The sequence below is a fragment of the Glycocaulis sp. genome (assembly GCF_050485565.1).
In the GTDB taxonomy this organism is placed as follows: domain Bacteria; phylum Pseudomonadota; class Alphaproteobacteria; order Caulobacterales; family Maricaulaceae; genus Glycocaulis.
The window spans coordinates 186,651-206,384 of record NZ_JBJHBQ010000001.1 but is presented as its reverse complement, the minus strand read 5'-3'; the positions used below and the strand labels follow the sequence as shown (position 1 = coordinate 206,384).

Here is a 19,734-nt window from a genome sequence, read left to right as displayed (position 1 = left end):
GCGCGCAGCGCTGCACGCGCTAGAACATCGCCATGAGCGCCAACCTTGAAACGCCCTATGACGGCCCCCGGCTCTGGCTGGTGGGTACGCCTATCGGCAATCTGGAAGATCTGCCGCCCCGCGCGGCGCGCATCCTGTCCGAGGTCAGTGTCATTGCGTGCGAGGATACGCGCACCACGCGCCGCCTGCTCGATCTGGCGGGCATCACCCCGCCGCGCCTGATCGCCTGCCATGACCATAATGAGCAGAGCAGCGCGGGCGGGATCGTGAAACTGCTGGAGCAGGGCGAGAGCGTGGCGCTGGTCAGCGATGCCGGCATGCCCGCCATCTCCGATCCCGGCTACCGGGTGGTGCGCGCGGTCATCGAGGCCGGGTTTGAGGTCAGCGCGGTTCCGGGGCCGTCCTCGGTGCTGACCGCGCTGGCAGTCTCGGGCCTGCCGACCGACCGCTTTACTTTTCTGGGCTTCGCCCCGCGCAAGAGCGGCAAGCGCCAGCGATGGCTGGAGCCGTTCAAGGCCGACCCTGCCACCCTCATCATCATGGAAAGCGCGCAGCGCCTCTCCGAGACACTTCTTGATGCCGCCGCTGTCCTGGGCGAGCGGCAGGGCGCGGTGGCGTTCGAGCTGACCAAGGCGTTCGAGCGGGTCCACCGTGGCACGCTCTCTGAACTTGCCGCGCGCTATGGCGAGCCGCCGCTCGGCGAGGCCGTCATCGTCATCGCAGGCGCGGTAGTGGTGCGCGAGAAGGTCAATAAATACACGCCTGATGGGGGCAAGAAGAAGTAAGCGTCACCCATGGTTTCTCCCCCCGTTTACGGGGGGAGTGGCCCGAAGGGCCGAGGGGGGGATTTTGAAAAGAAAAGTTTCCCCCCTCCGTCAGCTGCGCTGACACCTCCCCCGTAAACGGGGGAGGAAACCCGCCGCGCAGTGATCATACTTTTAGTTCGCGCAACGCATCCGCGTTGCGATGTTCCGCGAAAAGTCGCGGGCGCGCGTCGCGCTTGCGGCGCTGCGCGCCGGGAGTTCAGAATATGTGACGGTTACCGCGTCCCGTAGCGCATTTTCGCCGCCATGGCGGCAAAGTCCGGCAGGCCGGCAAGCTGCTTGTTCACCTTCGCCTTCACCTTCTCGAACTCCATCACATTGGCGATGCGCCGGTCGAGGAAGGCGAGCGTTTCGGGCTTTGCCGGGTCGCTCTCTGACAGCCAGATGGCGAGGCTGGACGTCCATACCCCGGTCAGGATCGCCCGCTTGGAATACCAGTTGGCATCGGTCGATGTGTCGCCAATCGCGCGCCAGATCATGTCGGACGTGTTCCAGGCGAGCTCTGCGCCGGTAGCAATCCCGTCGGGCAGCAGCAGGCGGGCGCGGGCGCGCGACAGCGCGTCCTCATGGCCCTTTGCCGCTTCGAGGCGCAGCACGACCGCGCGGCGGATACGCTCGCGGATTTTCGCCGGTGATTCTCCTGCCGCTATGGCGTCCCGCGCCTGTTCATCCATTTCGCGCCACCAGAACACGATCAGGCTGATTACGCCTTCCGGGCAGTAGAGCGCCGCCTCATCATCGCTCATCCCGGCATCGCGCGCAGCGATGCGCAGGAGTGATCCTGACCAGCCCTCAAAGGGGACATGGGGCAGCGCAGCGTCCAGCAGACGGGCGCGGGCTGCATCCGCGTGGGAACGATTGGGGCGGTCAGAGGCGTTTGATGTGCTCATGGCGGGTAATCTAGTGTGAATTTGTGTGCGCGTCATCGCGTCAGCATGCCGCGATGCGTATGGACACAAGGCCCCGGCTCTGGTAACACCCGCGCCTCATCGCAAAGTTTCCGGCGGAACAGGCGATCCAGAACCGCTCTGTTACGCCTTTTCGTGTTAGAATTCTGGGTGACCGGCCAGACCGGACCCGTTGCAGGACCTGGGAGAGTAAGTCATCGTTCAGATCGTCGTGCGCGATAACAATGTCGAGCAAGCGCTCAAGGCATTGAAAAAGAAAATGCAGCGGGAAGGCACTTTCCGCGAGATGAAGCGCCGCAACCATTACGAAAAGCCGTCTGAAAAGCGCGCTCGCCAGAAGGCGGAGGCGATCCGCCGCGCCCGCAAGCTGGCCCGCAAGCGCGCCCAGCGCGAAGGCCTGCTGCCGCGTACGGCAACGGCTCGCCGCTAGGCTCAGCCCCTTTACGGGACTGCACATGCATTACGCCGCGCCGGAGCTTCCGGCGCGGCGTTTTGCGTTGTGGCTGTCAGAACGCGTTAGAACGCATGCCCCGGCGGGGTGCGCTCGCGCATCGACCGCCGCCGCGCCTTGTGGTCGGGCATGATGGTGTCCAGCAGGGCATAGAAGCGCTGCGAATGGTTCATCTCGATGAGGTGGCACGCCTCATGGGCGCACACATAGTCGATCTCGTCTTCGGGAAAGGCGATCAGGCGCGTATTCATGCGGATCACGCCGTCCGATGAACAGCTGCCCCAGCGCGATTCCTGCGCCCGTACTTTCACCTGCGGGGCAGGCAGGCCGAGCGCCCCGGCATAGTGCGCGATGCGCGGCGTGTAATGGGCAAGGGCAGTATCGCCCCGCCAGCGCTTCACCGCCCGGAAAATGGTGGCATCGCGCAAGGATGGCTCCAGGCGTTCGTCAACATTTACCCGTAACGCATCGTCCTCCACGCTGACCAGTGTGCGCGCGCGGGCGTGCGGCTCGATCAAAAGGGCAAGCTCGCGGCCCAGATAGCCGATTGTCTGGCCATCCGCGCCGGTAAATTCGGGCCGGGCGCGCGCGCTCCACTTCTCCAGCCGGGGCAATATCCATCCCGCCCGGTCGCGCGCCACCCGGTCGGCTTCGATGGCCGGTGTGCGCTGGGGCAGGGTGATGGTCAGCCCGTCCGCATCGATGCGCAGGGCGATTGTCCGCCGCCGCGAATGGCGCACGCGGTAGGTGACGTCCCTGCCTGCCAGCTCGATCGTGCGGGTCTGCATGACACTCCTTATCGCGGTCTCAGCGTCAGCACGCGCGATCCTTCCGGCGCGGTCTGCGGCGTCCAGTCATCGCGGATCTGGAAATATTCCCCGCGCGACCAGAGTTCGGCAAGATCACGATAATGCGGTGACAGAGGGTGGCCGGACTGTCCCGGTCCATGGATGAAGCGCGAATTATTCAGATCGGCAAGATCATAGACCGCCCGCAGCGAGGCGGCGTGCACGATATCAAACCCCTCACCGGCATAGCTGAAATTGGCGACATTGACGGTGGTGCCGTCACCGCCCACTGGCACGCGCACGCCAAACATGCCGCCCAGCACGGCCAGCCCGTCCATCGGGTGGGCGAAATAGCCCTGCGCGTGATCGCCCCAGCGCCAGCTGGATAGATTGCCGCCATTGGTGCGCGCCAGCTCTGCCATGGCGGTATCCAGCGCCAGTCCGGCAATGACCGGGCAGGTCTCCACCTGCGAGGTCGTTATGTCATTGCACCATGAGGACGCATCGCCCGTCAGCACGTCCTGCACGAAGACAGGGCGCGGCCCGCGGAAATAACGCGCCATGGGACCCAGCTCATCGGCCCAGATCGCCTCGGTCAGTACACGCAGCCAGGCCGACAGGATCAGCCCTTCCGGGCCGTCAGCATCCAGCGAGGCGTTCCAGCCCTCCAGGCGGGCAAGCGCCTCAAGGCCGAGCTCGCTTTCGGGCTGCGCGGCCAGCAGGGCCGGCAGGATGGCTTCGGCCAGTGCAGAGGTGACATCCATCTGCATAGTCATGAAGCCCTCCAGCGAGTGACGGCGGCGCTCAGCCAGCATGGTCTCGATGCGCACGGCGCGGTGCACGGCATAACGGCCGGGCAGCGGATAGGGATAGGCCGCGCCTGCAGGCAGGTTATTGCCCGAGGCAATCGATCCGCCAGCCGGGTTCACGATGCGGGGCAGCTCCTCGAACGGGACAAAGCCCGTCCACTCGCCATCCGCATCGCGTATGGGCAGAAGGCCCGCCGTGGTGTAGCCGATTGTGCCGTCCACGCCCGCATAGTGCATGTTCTGCATCGGTGCGGTCCAGCCGCGCCCGGCCTCCACGAAATCGTCCCAGCCGGTGGAGCGCATGATGGCCAGCGTGGCATCGGCCACCCGGTTGCGCGGATCAGACACGGTGGAGCGGCGCACCACCAGCGCCTCGGAATCAAAGCCGGTCAGATCAAACCATTGCGGGTCCAGCACCGGACCTTCTTCGGTTTCGGTGACCGTAAGCTCAAACGGATCGCGCTGGCCGAGCACATTGATTGTCTCCACGCGGCTATTGGTCTGCGTGGTTTCGCTGTCGCGTTCCACCAGATCGATCACTTTAAAACCTGTATTGGTAAAGCCCCACGCCCCATGGGCGTTGCGCCCCAGCGTGATGAAGGGCGTACCCGGCAGGGACGCGCCCAGTACCGGGCCGAAGGAGAGGTTCAGCCGGGTGAAATACCAGATGGATGGCGCGGACAGGCCCAGATGCGGATCATTGGCCAGCAGCGGCGCGCCGGTCTCGGTGCGCTCCCCGGAGACGATCCAGGCATTGGAGCCGGGCTCGTTATCGGGCTGCGTGCCGGCAGGCGGGGGAAGCGTCTGGCGGCGGATATCGCCAAAGGCCGCATTGATATCCTCGTCTTTGAGCGTGGTTGGCGCCCAGTCCGGGAAGGCGGAGAGGAACTGCTCTAGCAGTCCCTCATCAAGCACCTGCGAAGCGCGGGCGCGCTCGCGGTCCTCGCCCTCGCCAGCGGCCAGATCATCCGCCAGCACAACCACCACGGAGGCAGAATCGGCCAGCGTCCAAGGTTCGGGCTGCCTGCGAAGCAGCAGGTATTCAGGGGCGTGATTGCCCTGCTCCAGGCGCGCATTCACGCCGCTGACATAAGCCTCGACGATGAGGCGGGCCTCGTCAGACAGGTTCGCCAGCGCATGGCGGGAGGCTTCGGGAAATCCATAGGTGCGCGCGCGGATATCGGCGCGCAGGGCGCGCTCGCCAAACAGCTCCGAGAGGCGCCCCTGCGCGGTGCGCCGGTAAAGGTCCATCTGGAAGAAGCGCTCGGCGGCATGGGTGTAGCCCAGCGCAAAATAGACGTCGGCATCGGTCTCGCCGAAAATGTGCGCCACGCCATAGCGATCGCGCACCACATTGACCGGCGCTGTCACGCCCTCAAGGCGAACCTCGCCCTCGGTGCGGGGCTGTGACCCCACAAACCGCCAGCCCGCCCAGCCGGTTACGGCCAGAACAAGCACAAGCACCAGCGCCACAACGCCGATAACGCCGCGCACAATCCATTTTACCATGATAGCCCCCGACTCAGGCCCCGCGCCCCGGAGCGGCGCGAGCTTATCAAGCTGAAGGCGCGTGGGAAGCGGTGAGCGCTTACCCGGCCTGCAGTTTCTTGAAAAATTCAAACAGTTTTCCGTAAGGCGGTGCCATCAGGCGGATCGGATGCCAGACCGGCGCATGAAACACGCTGCGCTCATGGCAGAAGGTGCGGAAACCCTCCTCGCCGTGATAGGCACCATAGCCCGAGGCACCCGTGCCGCCGAAGGGCAAATCCTCGACCGACAGGTGCAGCATGGGCACATTCACGCCCACCCCGCCCGACATGGTCTTGTCGAGAAAGCCCTGCGCGGTGGCCTTCGATTTTGTATAGACATAAAGCGCCAGCGGCCGGTCCCGGTCATTGATGAAGCGCGCGGCGTCATCGAGACCATCATGGCCGAGCACCGGCAATACGGGACCGAAAATCTCTTCCGTCATCAGCTTTGAGTCTGCCGGCGCATTCAGCACGACCGTCGGCGGGAAGGCATGGTGATTGCCGCCCGTGCCGCTTTCGGTGGGAACCTGCAGCACGGTCGCGCCGCCCTTGCGCGCTTCCTCCACCATATCGGTGATACGCTTGTAGTGCCGTTCCGAAACGATGCCGGTATAGTCTTCATTGCTGTCCGGGCCGGGCCAGAACTTGCCTGCATTGCCGATAATCGCCTCGGCGAGGGATTGTTCAGAGCCTTTGGGGGTCAGCACATAGTCCGGCGCGACGCAGGTCTGGCCGGCATTGAAATACTTGCCCCAGGCGATGGTCTTGGCCGCTTCCTCGATGTCGAAATCGGGCGCGATGACGGTGGGTGACTTGCCGCCCAGCTCCAGCGTGACGGGGGTGAGGTTCTTCGCCGCTGCCTGCGCCACCAGCCGCCCGACATGGGTAGAGCCGGTGTAGAAGAGATGGTCGAAGGCCAGGTCGCAGAAAGCCTGGCCCACTTCCGGCCCGCCGGTGATGACGGCGACATGGTCTTCCGAATAGAGGCTGCCAAGCGTCTCTTTGAGAAGATCGGCCACGCGCGGCGTGTATTCGGACGGCTTGATCATCACCCGGCATCCGGCGGCGAGCGCAGGCACCAGCGGGGCCAGCGCCAGCTGGATCGGGTAGTTCCAGGGCGCGACAATGCCGACCACGCCCTTTGGCTCGCGCCGGATATAGGCTTTGCCGGGTGCCAGCGTCATCGGCACCGGCACCGAGCGGTCCGCCATCCAGCTTTTCAGCTTCTGGCGGGTGTGCTTGGCGGTCGCCAGCGTAAAGCCGATCTCGGCGATCTGGGTCTCGGCGGCGGAGCGGCGGCCATAGTCTGCCGACACGGCGGCGGCGAAGGCATCGGCCTTCTCCTTCACCATGGCTTCGAGCTTCTCAAGGTCTGCCTTGCGCTCCGCATAGGGGCGTATCTTGCTGGCCTTGAAGGCGGATTTCTGCGCGTCGAAGACCGATTTCATGCGCTCGATCTGGCGGGCTGCGGCGTCACTCATCGGGTCTCTCCTCGGGCTTTGGTCTCGAACGGGTTTCAGGCGCCAGCGATAATCATGTCGGCGGCGCGGGTAGCGATCATCATGGTCGGCGCGTTGGTGTTGCCGCCGACGACACGCGGCATCACCGAGGCATCGACGACGCGAAGGGACTTCACCCCCCGCACACGGCATTGCGGGTCAGTAACGGCAAGCTCGCCGGACCCCATCGCGCAAGTGGATGTCGGGTGGTAGAGCGTCTCGGCATTGGCGCGGACATGATCGAGAAGCTCCGCGCGCGTGCCATTGGTCTTGGCGGGCAGTTCCAGCTCCTTGAACTCACCATCGAAGGCGTCGCTCAAGAGAATGTCGCGGGCGATTTCCAGGCAATCGGTCATCACCTCCACGTCCTCCTCATGGTCCATGTAATTGGGATCAATAAGGATGGGATCGCGCGGGTCGGCGCTTTTCAGACGCAGACTGCCCCGGCTTTGCGGATAGAGATGGCAGGCATGGATCATCATGCCGTGGCCGGTCATGGTCTCGCGCCCATGGGGGCTGCCGCGCGCCGGAATGAAGACGAGCTGGATATCAGGCAGGTCTTTGGCGCGGCTGGATTTCACAAACCCGCAGCCCTGCACCGGATTGACGGTGAAATTGCCCGTGCCGGTCGTCGCCCATTGCAGCACGTCGCGGGCGGTCGCCGGAAATTTCTTCAGCGAATAGCCGATGGATTTGGCCGAGCGGGTAGAGGCGCGGGCCATGATGTCGAGATGGTCCTGCATGTTCGCGCCGACGCCCGGCAGATCGGCTTCGACCGATATGCCATGCTCGCGCAGATGATCCGCAGGCCCGATGCCCGACAGCATCAGCAGGTGCGGCGTGTTGATCGCCCCGCCGGACAGGATGACCTCCTTGCGGGCGGTGATTGTGCAGGTCTCGCTTTCGGTCTCGATCTCTATGCCGGTCGCCCGGCCTTGCTCGATGACCACCTTGCGGGCCAGCGCGCCGGTGATCACGGTCAGGTTTGGCCGCGTCATGGCGGGTTTGAGGAAGGCGTCGGCCGCCGAGCAGCGCTTGCCGTCTTTCTGTGTCACCTGATAAACGCCGAACCCTTCCTGGCCAGCGCCGTTGAAATCATCATTCCACGGCAATTGCCGGCGGCGGCAGGCTTCGTAATAAAGCTCCGTCAGGGGATTGAGCGGCGAGATGGATTTGACGTTCAGCGGTCCGCCCTTGCCGTGCCAGGGCTCGCCATGGTTCTCATTATTCTCTACCCGCTTGAAGGCTTCCAGCGCGGCTTCCCGGCCCCAGCCGGTCGCGCCGTAAGTCTTTTCCCACTCGTCGTAATTCTCCCACGCCCCGCGCATATAGTGCATGGCGTTGATGGAGGAGGAACCGCCGAGCGTCTTGCCACGCGGCCAGTAGAGCTTGCGGTCCTGAAGGTTTTTCTGCGGCTCGGTCCAGTAATCCCAGTTGATGGACGGCTCGGTAATGGCGAACTGCAGCAGCATGGGCGTCTGGATGATCGCCTTCTTGTCTGAGCCGCCTGCCTCGATCACGCAGACCGTGACAGACGGGTCTTCAGACAGACGGGCTGCCAGAACCGATCCGGCGCTGCCCGCGCCCGCGATCACATAATCGAACTCGGACGCGGCGGACATTATTCGCTGTCCTCTTCTGATGCCTCGTCCACCGGCTCGTCTTCCACGCCAAGCGGCGCATCAAGAGCGGGCTCGTCCACATCTGCAACAGGCTCTGGCTCCACCTCAAGCGGCGATACCGTTTCGGCAATCGCGCGCATGACGGTGAACACCTCAGAACCCAGACGTCCCCAGGCCGGGTCACCGGCATTCTGGGCGATCACCACGCCGCGCCGCTCATCCACCCAGATATACTGGCCATAGACACCGGCGAAGAAATACTCGCCATCATGGCCTTCGGGGATCCAGAAATGCAGGCCATAGCCGCGCGGCCCATAGGCCGGTGTCGCGCCCGCCTCATGGGCTGGCGAGACCGGGCGGGTGGCTTCGGTGACCCAGCCCTCCGGCAGCAGGCGCTCCCCGTTCCATACGCCGTCCTGCAGGTAGAACTGGCCGAAGCGGGCATAGTCCTCGCTAGTCGCCTGCAGGCAGCAATAGCCGACGGCCACGCCGCGGCTCCCCGGCACCTGCTGCAGCCATGTGGCGTCAGATGTCATGCCAAGCGGGGTCCAGATGCGCTGCTCGACCACTTGCGCCAGCGATCCGCCAAACACATGGCGTGCGACAGCAGAGAGAACCTGCGTGTTCGTGGAGGCGTAGTGGAGGTGTTCGCCGGGTACCTGGTCATTGGCGCCAAAGGCGCTGGCCAGCGCGTCCGGGCTGCGGCCCATGATGAAGGCGTTGAAGAAGAAGGGGCGCACATCAGAAGGGCGATCGGGCGAGTATTCCTCGTTGAAATCGATCCCCGCCGACATCATCAGCAGATGACGCAAAGACACCGTGCCGTAATACGTCCCGGCATATTCGGGCGCATAGCGCTCCGCCGGATCATCAAGGCTGTCGATCAGCCCTTCATCCAGCGCCATCGCGATCAGGCTGGCGACAAAGCTCTTGCCCACCGACCACGAGGTGAAGCGCGTGGTCTCGTCGGCCCCGTGGAAGAAGCGCTGGTGGATCACTTCGCCGTTGCGCAGCACGGTCAGGCCGGTCGCGCGCGCGGCTTCCAGATATTCATCCAGCGTGCGGGTTTCGCCCTCCCACTCATAGCTCACATCAAGCGGCTGGAGATTGCGCGGCAGGGGATCGGGGCTGGTGGCAGCAATGCGGGCGCTGGGCAGGATTTCATCCATGCGCTGGAAGGTGGTCACGTAGTCGTCAGGATTGTCGAGCGCGGTAATGCTCGCGGGGGAGTAAGGCGACCAGGGCCGGTAATACCAGCCTGCAAATGCCAGCCCAGCCACGACTATAACGGCCACCAGGCCGATCAGAATACGCTTCATGCGCGCCTCCCCAGAGTATGTGGCCGGTCACGCACGAATCCGCCCCGGCCCTTGTGTTTGGGCAGAAGTGAACACCTTTCACGCCCCGAAGGCCAGCCCTTTCACTGAGCGTTGTGTCAGTCCGTTGGCGAGAGGCGCAGGAGTGCGCCATTGGCATGGTCGGTCAGCACATAAACCAGCCCGTCCGGCCCAATGCGCACATCGCGGATGCGTCGCCCCTCGTCTGCCAGCAGCATTTCCTCTGCCACTGCTTCCCCGTCCGCGATCACGACGCGGTGCAGGGCCTGTCCGGCGAGGGCACCGATAAGCAGATCGCCGCCCCAGTTGGGGAAGGCCTCGCCGCGATAGATGGCCAGACCCGACGGCGCGATGGAGTTGGGCAGCCATTCGCGCACCGGCGCGGTGTAATCATCGCCATGCTCGGTGAAGGGCGATATGCGCGCGCCGGAATAGTCGAGGCCGGAGGTGACGATGGGCCAGCCATAATTCTGGCCGCCTTCGATAATGTTCAGCTCGTCCCCGCCGCGCGGCCCGTGCTCATGCGCCCAGACGATGCCGGTCTCAGGGTCAATGGCGATGCCTTGCACATTGCGGTGGCCATAAGTCCAGATATCGGCCAGCGCGCCGTCCTCGCCGGCCAGCGGATTACCGCTTGCAGGCGAGCCATCACGGTTAAGGCGCACGATGGCGCCGAAATGGTTGGCGAGGTTTTGCGCTTCCTCGCGGAATTCAAATCCGTCCCCCAGCGTGAGCAGCAGCGTGCCATCGCCCATGAAGGCGATGCGTGCGCCAAAATGCGCGCCGCCGGTCTTGTCCATCTGGGAGGTCCAGATCACCTCGCCATCGAGCAGAGCGCCATCTTCATAGCGCGCGCGATAAAGAGCGGTGTTGTTGGACTGGGCGGTCCCGCTCGCGAAGGAGAGATAGACCTCGCGGGTTTCCTCAAAATCCGGTGCCAGCGCCACGTCCAGCAGACCGCCTTGTGAGAGCGCCAGAACCTCCGGCACACCGCTGACCGGCGCATCGACAAGCGCGCCATCGCGGATCAGGCGCAGCTGGCCGGTCCGCTCCGTAACCAGCACGTCGCCGCCGGGCAGGAAGGCGAGGCCCCAGGGATGCTCCAGACCGTCAACCACCGTTTCTACCGAGACAGAATGGCCGCTGGCCGGTTCAGGCAGCTCAACCGCTTCGCGATTGTCTGCGCAGGCCGCAGCCATGAGGCCAAGCCCAGCGGCGGCGAGTGCAGATCGATAGATGGCGGTGATGGCCATGGCGGGCGCTCCTTCGACAAAAAATGCGCGCAGGCTTGCAAACGGACATTGGCCAAGCGGCGCTTTGCAAGGCATCATGGCCGCAAATCACCCATCGACCAAGATGGTTCGTGGGGCGGGCAAAGGGCGGATGTGTCCGCCAGGTCCAAAAGGGGAGTGCCGATATGGGCTGGTTCAGATATCCGCTGGGGCTGGTGCTGGCGAGCATCTTCATGGCGCTGGCCGGCGTGATCGTGCAGACGCAGTACGTCCTTGCGGCCCTGTCGGCTGCCGGTGCCAATATCTCTGCCGGGGACCGCCTGTCGATGACGGTGTCTGACGTCGCCGGACTTGGCCCGCTCTATCTGGTCTTCATCCTGATCGGTTTCGCAATCGCGTTTGGTGCCGGCGCGCTGGTGCTGCGCTTCGCGCCGCTGCCGCGTACGCTTATCTACGCGGTAGCAGGCGCGGTGTGCATGTTCGTCATGCTCATGCTGATGCGCGAGGTTTTCTTTGGCGTTCCGGTGATCGCGGGCGCGCGCAGCCTGGCAGGGGAAATCTCGCAAGCGGTTTGTGGCGCCGCAGCGGGCGCGTTCTTCGCGTGGACGACCAGCCGTAAGAGCCAAGTGTGACGTGAATGCCGCACTTGACTGACAGACCACTAAATACCCGATGACAAACCCGTGAAATCGCGCCTACAGTGAGAATTGAAGCCATGTGGGCGGATGAACCTGCAGGCTGAACACATCCACAGGGGGAGGAACCCAATGAAGCGTTTTTCAAGAGCCGCCGTGCTCGGTGCGACCGCGTTGGCCGCTGGCCTTGTCGGCACCGCCGCACAGGCGCAAGTCGAAATCATCACCGTTACCGCCCAGAAGCGCGAGCAGACCCTGCTTGAAGCGCCGGTTGCCGTGACCGCGGTCACGGGCGAAACGATTGCCGAGGCGCAGATCCGTGACGCGGCTGACCTGCAGACCCTCGTTCCCTCGCTGAGCGTGGGCGAGTTTGCAGCCTCGACCAACCAGACTTTCAACATCCGCTCGCTGGGTTCGAGCTCGTTCAACCCCGGCGTCGAGCCGTCGGTCGGCGTGTTCATTGACGGCGTTTACGTGCCGCGCCAGGGCGCTTCGATCAACGACTTCCTCTCGCTGGAGCGCGTCGAAGTCATCCGGGGTCCGCAATCGACCCTGTTCGGCCGTAACACGCCTGCCGGTGTTGTCAGCTTCCACACCCGCCAGCCCGAATTCGAGTTCGGTGCCGAGGGCGAAGTGACCGTCGGCAACTACAATGCCCGCGTTGCAGCCGCCACGATCACCGGTCCGATTGTTGCCGACCAGCTGGCCTTCCGTATTGACGGCAATATCAACCAGCGTGACGGCTTCATCACCAACCATGACGGGCGCGAGTTCAACAATCGCGACCGCTGGAGCGCGCGCGGTCAGCTGCTCTGGGATAGCGGCGGTGCCACCACGGCCCGCTTCATCGCCAGCGTGGGCAATATCGACGAGAATTGCTGCGCTGCACCGTTCTCAAACGTCGCTCCGTCCGAACTCTTTGCGTTTAACCAGCTTGGCGTCGTGCTGCCATCCGGTGATCCGTTCGACGGCACCACCGCGATTGACGGCCCGCTGCGCACCCAGGTCGATACCTGGGGGATTTCGGCCGAATTCAACCATGATTTTGGTGCCTTCACCCTGACCTCGATCACGGCTTATCAGAGCTATGAAGAAGATCAGGTCATCGACGCTGACTTCACCACGCTCGATGCGGCCGGCGCACGTCAGCAATTCCAAGACTACAACGCCTTCACCCAGGAATTCCGCATTGCCTCAAATGCCGGTGAGCGGTTCGACTGGATGGCTGGCCTGTTCTACTACAATAACGAGCTGACCTTCCAGAACGAGACGCCTTACGGCACCGAGCTGGCGGCCTTTGCCAACTTCGCCTCGTCGCTGGATCCGTCGGTTGAGGCTCTGGCTACGGGTCTCGGCCTTGGGGCGGGATCTGGTATTCCTGCCATCATGAACACCATCGTCGGGCTGAACAACATGCTGGGCACGCCTGGTGTGCCGCTCGTTCCGGCAGGCGGTTATCTCGGCCAGGGCCAGGGTCTGGTTCAGGAGCGCTATAACTACGACACCGAAGCCTGGTCCGCGTTTGGTCAGGTGGACTGGCGTGTAACCGACCGGTTCACGATCACGGCCGGTCTTCGCTATTCGCGTGAGACCAAGGACTACACGCCAAACGTCATCATCAATGATCCGTTCTCGGAGCTGGACGCCGTGGCGCTCGGCCAGAATCTGCAACTGCCCGGCGGCTTGTTCTTCGTGCCGGCGATCCTCTTCGGTGGCGGTGGGGCGTTCAACCCGTTCGTTCCGCTGACGCAGACTCAGGCTGAGAACCCGGCCATCAACTTCCTGTTGCCTCTGATCGAGGGTTCGGGTCTGCAGTTCAACCGGGTCAATGCGCCGTTCGCACCGGGCTCGCGTACCGATGAGAACCTTTCTGGCTCGATCATTTTCGGCTTCGACTGGAGCGATACGCTCAACACCTATCTGAGCATCGGCACCGGCTACAAGCCGGGCGGCTTCTCGCTCAACTCCAACTCGGCGGCGACCGGCCTCTTCCAGTTCGAGGAAGAAACCACGCTCAATATCGAGATTGGTGTGAAGGGTACGGCGTTCGACAACCGCATGGTCTACGCCATCGCGCTGTTTGACCAGACCAACAAGGACTTCCAGACGGAAGTCTTCGTCGGCGGCGGCTTCTATCTCGACAATGCCGGTGAGATCTCGGTACGCGGCCTGGAAGTCGAGACGACCATCGCGCCGACGCAAAACCTTGTGTTTGGTGCCGGCTTCACCTGGCTGTTCCAGAACCGCTATGAGAGCTACGAGTTCGGGCCCTGCCCGCGCAACTCGTTGTTCCTTATTCCTCAGTATGCTGCCGACCCGCTGTTCGCCGACTGCCTTACGACCCGGGTCAACCAGAATGGCTTCACGGGGCGGTTTAATGACCTTTCTGGCGTAGACCGGGGTAGCCCGGAATTCTCCGGCTTCCTCACGGCCATGTATACCCAGCCTCTGGGTAACGGGCTTGAGGTGCGTCTGCGCGGCGAGACGTCCTACGTGTCCAGCCAGAACCTCAACGGGGCGCTGGCTCCGCTGCCGAGCTTCCAGCAGGACGCGATCACGCTGGTCAACGGCTCCATCGCCGTCGGCGCTGAGGATGGTGCCTGGTCGCTGCAGCTCTGGGGCCGCAACCTCACTGACGAGACCTACTATCGCGGTACGTTCTTCTCGGTCGGGACCATCGGTCCGAGCACGAACTCCTACCCGAGCAATCCGCGTACCTACGGCCTTACGCTGCGGGCACGCTTCTAGAACGCCTCTTCCCTTCGGGGATTGGGCAGGGGCCGGGAGGGAAACCTCCCGGCCTCTTCTTTTGGTCCTCCCCCACATCCGTGGGGTCGGTCCTCGCTTGCCGCTCGCTAACGCTCGCTATCGCTGCGGGCGCGCGGCCTGTCCTCGGCTTGATCGGGGATCGCGCTTGCGGGCCTGCGGCCCGGATACCACTTCGCGGTTCCGGGGTTTCAGGTGTCAGGAGAAAATTTACTCCCCCTGCAGATTAGCCATCACATCGATCCGGTCGGTGATGATGCCGTCAACGCCGCGCGCGATCAGGGCTTCCATTTCGTCCGGCTCATTGATCGTCCAGACCTGCACGGCGATCCCGCGCGCATGGGCGGCATCGACAAGGCGCGGATGGATTACATCCAGCCCGGAGGCGCGCGGCGGAAGCTGGGCCGCGACGGCGCGGGTGGGGTGAAATTTCGCAAGGCCGAGGCGCGCCATCACATAGAAGCTGAACGCTTCGCGGCGTCCCATGCCGGTTGCAATGCCGGGGCAGATATCGCGGAAACGGCGCAGGACATCATCATGGAACGAACCGACCAGTACCCGGTTCGCAAATCCCGGATGGCCCATATCCGTCTCGGTTATGGCCATGCAGGTGGCCATGGCGGCATCTTCGGTCTGCGGTTTGATCTCCACGATCCAGCGCATGTCGGGGAAGGCGGCGAAAGCATCATATACGGCCGGGATGGTGATGCCCTGACCGGCAAACCTGTCTGCCGGTTCGCCCTCATAGCCAAAGGCGGCGTCCAGCGCGGTCACATCATTGAGCCGCAAGGCATCGATCCGGCCTGTGCCATTGGTAGTGCGGTCCACACTGTCGTCGTGCAGCAGAACCAGAAATCCGTCGGCGGTCATCTGCATGTCCACCTCCAGCACGTCCGCGCCGTCGGCGACCGCCTGTTCCAGCGCGGCAATCGTGTTCGCCGGTGCGCGGCCAAGACCGCCGCCATGGGCGATACGCTCGGCGCGGGTCTCGTGCTGCGCGTCCAGCCAGGGGTGGGAGACGGGCTCCGGACCGGGCCAGAGCAGGGCTGTCCCGTACGCTGCCGCCAATACCGCCAGTACAATCAGCACACCGCGCATCTTCTATCCTCCCCGCAAGATTGTTCGGGTATGATATGGCATCAGGGCGTGTCAGTCAGGTGACAGGCGAGGCGGGACGAGGGCTAGCGTATGACGCGCATCATTCTCATGGGGGCGGGTATTGCCTTCGGCGTTCTGCTGATTGCCGCGTTCGCAGCGCTGATGATCGCCCGCTCCCTCTTTGCCGAACCCGGTGTGGCGCGCCTTGCCGATCTGCGCGCAGAGCTGGGCGAGGCGGGGATGCTCTTCGTGTTCGCGCACCCCGATGACGAGATCACGGCCAATGCGCTGATGGCGCGCGGCGTGGCTGAAGGCGTTCCCGTGCATCTCTTCACCGCCACGCGCGGTGAGGCCGGTACGCAGTTTCCGCCCGTGGTGGACCAGCCGCATCTGGGTGTTGTGCGTGAGGCCGAAGCGCGCCGCCACGGCTTTGCGCTGGGCGTCGCCTCCCACACCGTGCTCGATCTGGGTGATGGCCAGTTGCGCGCCCGTCCCTTCGACCAGCTGGTGGAGCGTGTCAGCGCCGAGATCGAACGCACCCGCCCCTCTGCCGTCATCAGCTTCCATCCCGAAAGCGCCATCTCGCTGCATCCCGATCACATGGCCATAGGGGAGGCCGCCCGGCAGGCGGTTCTGGCCATGGGCGAGGATGCGCCGCGCCTGGTCTATGTGCTGGCTCCGCGTCCGGGCCTACGCCGGTTTGGCGGCGAACGTGGCCAGCTGATTGCCGATATCCAGCCCGATCCGGACTTTGCCGTGCCATCGCCGGCCCGCGACAAGCGCCGCGCCTGGCGCATCCATGAAAGCCAGTCGCGCTATTTGCAGGCAACGTATGGCATCGGACCGCGCGTCATGTACGCGCTATGGACGCGGGAATACTACGCCTTTGCGGACGCATCCGGCTGAGCAGACAGTCAGCCACTTGCGTGCACAGGCCAAAGGCAGCAAGTATTAGTCCATGGATGACAGCCCTCTTGCCGTTCTTGCCGTACTGGCCGTGTCCGCCCTGGCGGTGGGCGCGCTGATCGTGCTCAACCGCTTTATCGGCGGCTGGCAGGATATCCGCTTTGAGGATACCGGCCTGCCCTCGCAGAGGCTGGAAGAAGATGTCGTTGGGTTCCGTCCGGGCGAAGGCGTGATAGCGGCCAACGGGCTTGCCGCGCTGGTGATGGAAGAGGGCGAGGCGCGCCTCGGACTGGTGCTCGCGCGGGCAAACCGCTGCGTGACACGGGTGATGCGCCCCGGCGAGATCGCACGGCTGGAGGCAGACGGCGCGCGCTTTCACATCCATTTCAACGATTTCACCCTGCCGCGCGTGACCGTCGATCTTGATGATGCGTCAGCGCAAGGCTGGGGCGAGCGGATGCGCCGGTTTGTGCGCCAGAGCGATACGCAGATGCAAGGAGAGGGTCATGCCCCAACTTCCTGATCCGATCCTGATTGCCATTCCCTTCTTCGTCGCGCTGATCGTTGCCGAGATGATCTATGCGCGCATGACTGGCAAGGCCGAGTTTGAGCCAAAGGACACCGCTGCCAGCCTCGCCATGGGGCTGGGCAATACTGTGTCGGGCATCGTTCTGGGTTTCATCGCGCTGACCTGGTTTGTGTATATCGAGCGCTTCGCCTTCTTTGATATCGGCTGGGCGTGGTGGGCCTTCGTGATCTGCTTCGTGCTGGACGATTTTCTCTATTACTGGGCGCACCGTTTCGCGCACACCGTGCGCTGGTGGTGGGCCGACCATGTGATCCACCACTCCTCCCAGCACTACAATCTCTCCACAGCGCTGCGTCAGCCCTGGCTCAGCCCGCTGACCTTCAAGTTCATCTTCTTCGGTTCGTGGCTGGTGCTGCTGGGCTTCCCCATCGCGATGGTGGCCTTCTGCGGCGCGCTGAACCTCGTCTACCAGTTCTGGATCCATACCGAGACGGTCAAGCGCCTGCCCGCACCCATTGAGTGGCTGTTCAACACGCCCTCCCACCACCGGGTCCATCACGCCACCAACCCGCTCTATCTGGACCGCAATTACGCCGGCGTGTTCATCATCTGGGACCGCATGTTCGGCACGTTCCAGGCGGAGCTGGACGAGGAGAAATGCCGCTACGGGATCGTAAAAAATCTCGGCACTTACAACCCGATCCGCATCTGCCTGCATGAATGGGTTGGCATCGTGAAGGACGTGTCGTCGGCAAAATCCTTGCGTGATGCGCTGGGCTACTGGCTTGGCCCGCCGGGCTGGTCGCCTGATGGCAGCCGGGAAAGCTCGAAGATTATCAAGGCACGCTGGGCCGAAGAGCAGGCCCGCCTTAAAGGTGGAGCACAAGCCCCGTCCGGTGAGGACCAGCCCCGCCAGCCTGTGGCTACCCCCGCCGAGTAGGGACGGATTTTTCACTGACTGATTAGTCAGGGGTGGACAAGAGGGTGCACTCGGAGTCATGCTCTGTCCATCGGGTGAACGGCGTTCACCCCTATAGACGAGGACCGGGCAGCACCCGGCTTGAGGCCAGCGCGCTGCACCGGCTCCCGCTTCGGAGGAGAGCCTGCTGATGACCGCACTGCGCGACCTTTACCCCATGCCCGGCATTGACGATCACTGGCATGTACCCCAGCAGTTTGATGCCGTCTTCGACTGGAAGTTCGACGAGGGCCGCACCACGCTCATGCACCTTTACCAGAAGGGCAAGGACATGCAGTGGGATGCGCTGGCCCGCATCGACTGGACGCAGGAGCTTGATCCGGAAAACCCGATGGAGATGCCCGACGAGGCCGTCGCCATCTATGGCTCGGATGTCTGGAACAAGATGACCAAAGGCGAGCGTATCGAGCTTCGCCGCCATGCGCAGGCCTGGAATATCTCGCAGTTCCTGCAAGGCGAGCAGGCCGCGCTGCTGTCCGCTTCCAAGATTGTTTCGTCTGTTCCTGATCTCGATGCGAAATTCTATGCCGCCACGCAAGTGATGGACGAGGCACGCCATGTGGAGGCGTATCGCCTGCTGCAGGGCAAGTTCGGCGTCGCCTATCCGATGACCGATCCCTTGCAGGAGCTGGTCAATGATGCGCTCAAAGACTCCCGCTGGGATGTGACCTATCTCGCCATGCAGGTGGTGATCGAGGGGCTGGCGCTCGCCGCCTTCGGCACGATCCGCGATCTCGCCCAGAACCCGCTCGCGCGCATGGTCAATGCCTATGTGATGGAGGACGAGGCCCGCCATGTCGCCTTCGGCCGGCTCTCCTTGCGCGATTACTACCCCCAGCTCACCCAGAAAGAGCGCGATGAGCGCGAAGAGTTTCTGGTCGAAGCCTGCTACCTCATGCGTGACCGCATGACCCAGAGCCACGAGCTTTATGACGTACTCGGCCTGCCGGCCAAGGAGTGCAAGGAGTTTGTCGAGAACTCCGACATCGTGAAGCTCTACCGCACCATGCTTTTCCAGCGCATCGTGCCGATCGTGAAGGATATCGGCCTGTGGGGGCCGCGCATCCGCAAGGCTTACGAGGATATGGGCGTGCTGCACTATGCCGAGCTCGATCCCCAGACCCTGCAGGACGAGGATGAGCGCATCGCCGCACAGATCGATGCGGGCAAGGCACGCAGCGACTATGTGCAGGCGGTGGCCGGGCTGGCGGAGTAGGGGTTAGTCGTCCGGTTCGCCGTCCAGCGCTTCACGCAGCCGTCCGATGCGGTGCATGCGTTCGTGTAGCACTGTGACGATGCCGATATCTCCGTTGGCAAGGTAGCGCCAGTAAACGAAATGGCGTTCGTACCGGAGTACGAAACCGTCAACGCCGAACTCGGCGGGGATGGGCCGTGACAGCACGCCGTGCGTGGCGATTCTACCGAACGCCTCGAACAGGCCGGTTATATAGCGTGTCGCCTGTTCTTCGCCCCAGTGCTTGCGGGTGTAGAGATATATCTCGTCCAGCCGCCTTGAGGCCGCCTCCTGAATGCGGATGCGGGCCACCCGATCAGCCCTGATTGCGGCGTATTATATCGGCAGCGGTCAGGGGCTTGTAGCTGGAGTCCGGGGCCGCGAAGGCATGGGTCAGCTCCGCCTTGAGGCGGTCAAAGGCGGCCTGTTCGGAGCGTTCCTTGTCCCGGCGGATGAGGTCGCGGACATACTCGCTGACATTCTCATAGGCACCATCCTCGCCCACATTGGCGGCGACGAATTCGCTCAGCATACCGCTCAGCCTTACCGTCATGGTCATCGTGCGCGACATGGCGTCATTCTCCTCGC

Annotated in this window: 18 protein-coding genes; 8 read left to right on the top strand and 10 right to left on the bottom strand. The window is 63.6% G+C overall.

Features of this window, described 5'->3' with window-relative positions:
* Nucleotides 1-32: 32 nt before the first annotated feature.
* Nucleotides 33-785, top strand: a complete 753-nt coding sequence (gene rsmI, locus ACQ5ID_RS00945) for a 16S rRNA (cytidine(1402)-2'-O)-methyltransferase (protein WP_429910604.1) — start codon at nt 33-35, stop codon at nt 783-785.
* 254 nt (nt 786-1,039) lie between these two features.
* On the opposite strand, the gene ACQ5ID_RS00940 is transcribed toward rsmI, so the two are convergent.
* Nucleotides 1,040-1,714 carry a COQ9 family protein gene (locus ACQ5ID_RS00940; RefSeq protein ID WP_429910603.1) on the bottom strand — a complete coding sequence of 225 codons (675 nt, stop codon included), beginning with the start codon at nt 1,712-1,714 and terminating at the stop codon, nt 1,040-1,042.
* Between the two features lie 214 nt (nt 1,715-1,928).
* On the opposite strand from ACQ5ID_RS00940, the gene rpsU reads away from it, so the two are divergent.
* The gene (gene rpsU / locus ACQ5ID_RS00935) at nt 1,929-2,162 is read left to right on the top strand and encodes a 30S ribosomal protein S21 (RefSeq protein ID WP_036514953.1); all 234 of its coding nucleotides are present in this window, start codon (nt 1,929-1,931) and stop codon (nt 2,160-2,162) included.
* Between the two features lie 86 nt (nt 2,163-2,248).
* Here the strand turns inward: rpsU and ACQ5ID_RS00930 are convergent, their stop codons facing one another.
* From ACQ5ID_RS00930 to ACQ5ID_RS00905, 6 genes are all read right to left on the bottom strand, one after another.
* Entirely contained in the window at nt 2,249-2,971 is a 723-nt protein-coding gene (locus ACQ5ID_RS00930) for a M48 family metallopeptidase (RefSeq protein WP_429910602.1), read from the bottom strand.
* An 8-nt stretch (nt 2,972-2,979) separates the two neighbouring features.
* Complete coding sequence (locus tag ACQ5ID_RS00925) at nt 2,980-5,289, bottom strand: penicillin acylase family protein (protein ID WP_429910601.1); 2,310 nt, start codon at nt 5,287-5,289, stop codon at nt 2,980-2,982.
* Nucleotides 5,290-5,368: 79 nt separating this feature from the next.
* Nucleotides 5,369-6,790 (bottom strand): coniferyl aldehyde dehydrogenase, encoded by a 1,422-nt coding sequence (locus ACQ5ID_RS00920; RefSeq protein ID WP_429910600.1) that lies wholly within the window; start codon nt 6,788-6,790, stop codon nt 5,369-5,371.
* 35 nt (nt 6,791-6,825) lie between these two features.
* Nucleotides 6,826-8,430, bottom strand: coding sequence for a GMC family oxidoreductase (locus tag ACQ5ID_RS00915; RefSeq protein WP_429910599.1), 1,605 nt, complete (start codon nt 8,428-8,430; stop codon nt 6,826-6,828).
* Nucleotides 8,430-9,749: a serine hydrolase domain-containing protein gene (locus ACQ5ID_RS00910; protein ID WP_429910598.1), complete on the bottom strand. Its 1,320-nt coding sequence runs from the start codon at nt 9,747-9,749 to the stop codon at nt 8,430-8,432. The genes ACQ5ID_RS00915 and ACQ5ID_RS00910 overlap by 1 nt, the downstream gene beginning before the upstream one ends.
* A 116-nt stretch (nt 9,750-9,865) precedes the next feature.
* Nucleotides 9,866-11,020: a PQQ-dependent sugar dehydrogenase gene (locus tag ACQ5ID_RS00905; protein WP_429910597.1), complete on the bottom strand. Its 1,155-nt coding sequence runs from the start codon at nt 11,018-11,020 to the stop codon at nt 9,866-9,868.
* Nucleotides 11,021-11,184: 164 nt separating this feature from the next.
* Here ACQ5ID_RS00905 and ACQ5ID_RS00900 point away from each other — a divergent pair, with 164 nt between their 5' ends.
* Together ACQ5ID_RS00900 and ACQ5ID_RS00895 are read left to right on the top strand one after the other, a co-directional pair.
* Nucleotides 11,185-11,631, top strand: coding sequence for a hypothetical protein (locus tag ACQ5ID_RS00900; protein WP_429910596.1), 447 nt, complete (start codon nt 11,185-11,187; stop codon nt 11,629-11,631).
* Between the two features lie 135 nt (nt 11,632-11,766).
* Entirely contained in the window at nt 11,767-14,382 is a 2,616-nt protein-coding gene (locus ACQ5ID_RS00895) for a TonB-dependent receptor (RefSeq protein ID WP_429910595.1), read from the top strand.
* Nucleotides 14,383-14,610: 228 nt separating this feature from the next.
* Here ACQ5ID_RS00895 and ACQ5ID_RS00890 read toward each other — a convergent pair whose 3' ends face one another.
* Nucleotides 14,611-15,498, bottom strand: a complete 888-nt coding sequence (locus ACQ5ID_RS00890) for a glycerophosphodiester phosphodiesterase (protein ID WP_429910594.1) — start codon at nt 15,496-15,498, stop codon at nt 14,611-14,613.
* 90 nt (nt 15,499-15,588) lie between these two features.
* Between ACQ5ID_RS00890 and ACQ5ID_RS00885 the strand changes: the two genes are divergently transcribed.
* The 4 genes from ACQ5ID_RS00885 (at nt 15,589) to ACQ5ID_RS00870 (ending at nt 19,128) form a co-directional block, all read left to right on the top strand.
* Nucleotides 15,589-16,404 (top strand): PIG-L deacetylase family protein, encoded by an 816-nt coding sequence (locus tag ACQ5ID_RS00885; protein WP_429910593.1) that lies wholly within the window; start codon nt 15,589-15,591, stop codon nt 16,402-16,404.
* A 52-nt stretch (nt 16,405-16,456) separates the two neighbouring features.
* Nucleotides 16,457-16,927, top strand: a complete 471-nt coding sequence (locus ACQ5ID_RS00880; RefSeq protein ID WP_429910592.1) for a hypothetical protein — start codon at nt 16,457-16,459, stop codon at nt 16,925-16,927.
* On the top strand, nt 16,911-17,873 hold the full coding sequence (locus ACQ5ID_RS00875) for a sterol desaturase family protein (protein WP_429910591.1): 963 nt from the start codon (nt 16,911-16,913) through the stop codon (nt 17,871-17,873). Before ACQ5ID_RS00880 ends, ACQ5ID_RS00875 begins: the two co-directional genes overlap by 17 nt.
* A gap of 169 nt (nt 17,874-18,042) precedes the next feature.
* On the top strand, nt 18,043-19,128 hold the full coding sequence (locus ACQ5ID_RS00870; RefSeq protein WP_429910590.1) for a ferritin-like domain-containing protein: 1,086 nt from the start codon (nt 18,043-18,045) through the stop codon (nt 19,126-19,128).
* A 3-nt stretch (nt 19,129-19,131) separates the two neighbouring features.
* On the opposite strand, the gene ACQ5ID_RS00865 is transcribed toward ACQ5ID_RS00870, so the two are convergent.
* Nucleotides 19,132-19,458, bottom strand: coding sequence for a type II toxin-antitoxin system RelE/ParE family toxin (locus tag ACQ5ID_RS00865; protein WP_429910589.1), 327 nt, complete (start codon nt 19,456-19,458; stop codon nt 19,132-19,134).
* 4 nt (nt 19,459-19,462) lie between these two features.
* On the bottom strand, nt 19,463-19,717 hold the full coding sequence (locus tag ACQ5ID_RS00860; RefSeq protein ID WP_429910588.1) for a ribbon-helix-helix domain-containing protein: 255 nt from the start codon (nt 19,715-19,717) through the stop codon (nt 19,463-19,465).
* Nucleotides 19,718-19,734 lie beyond the last annotated feature (17 nt).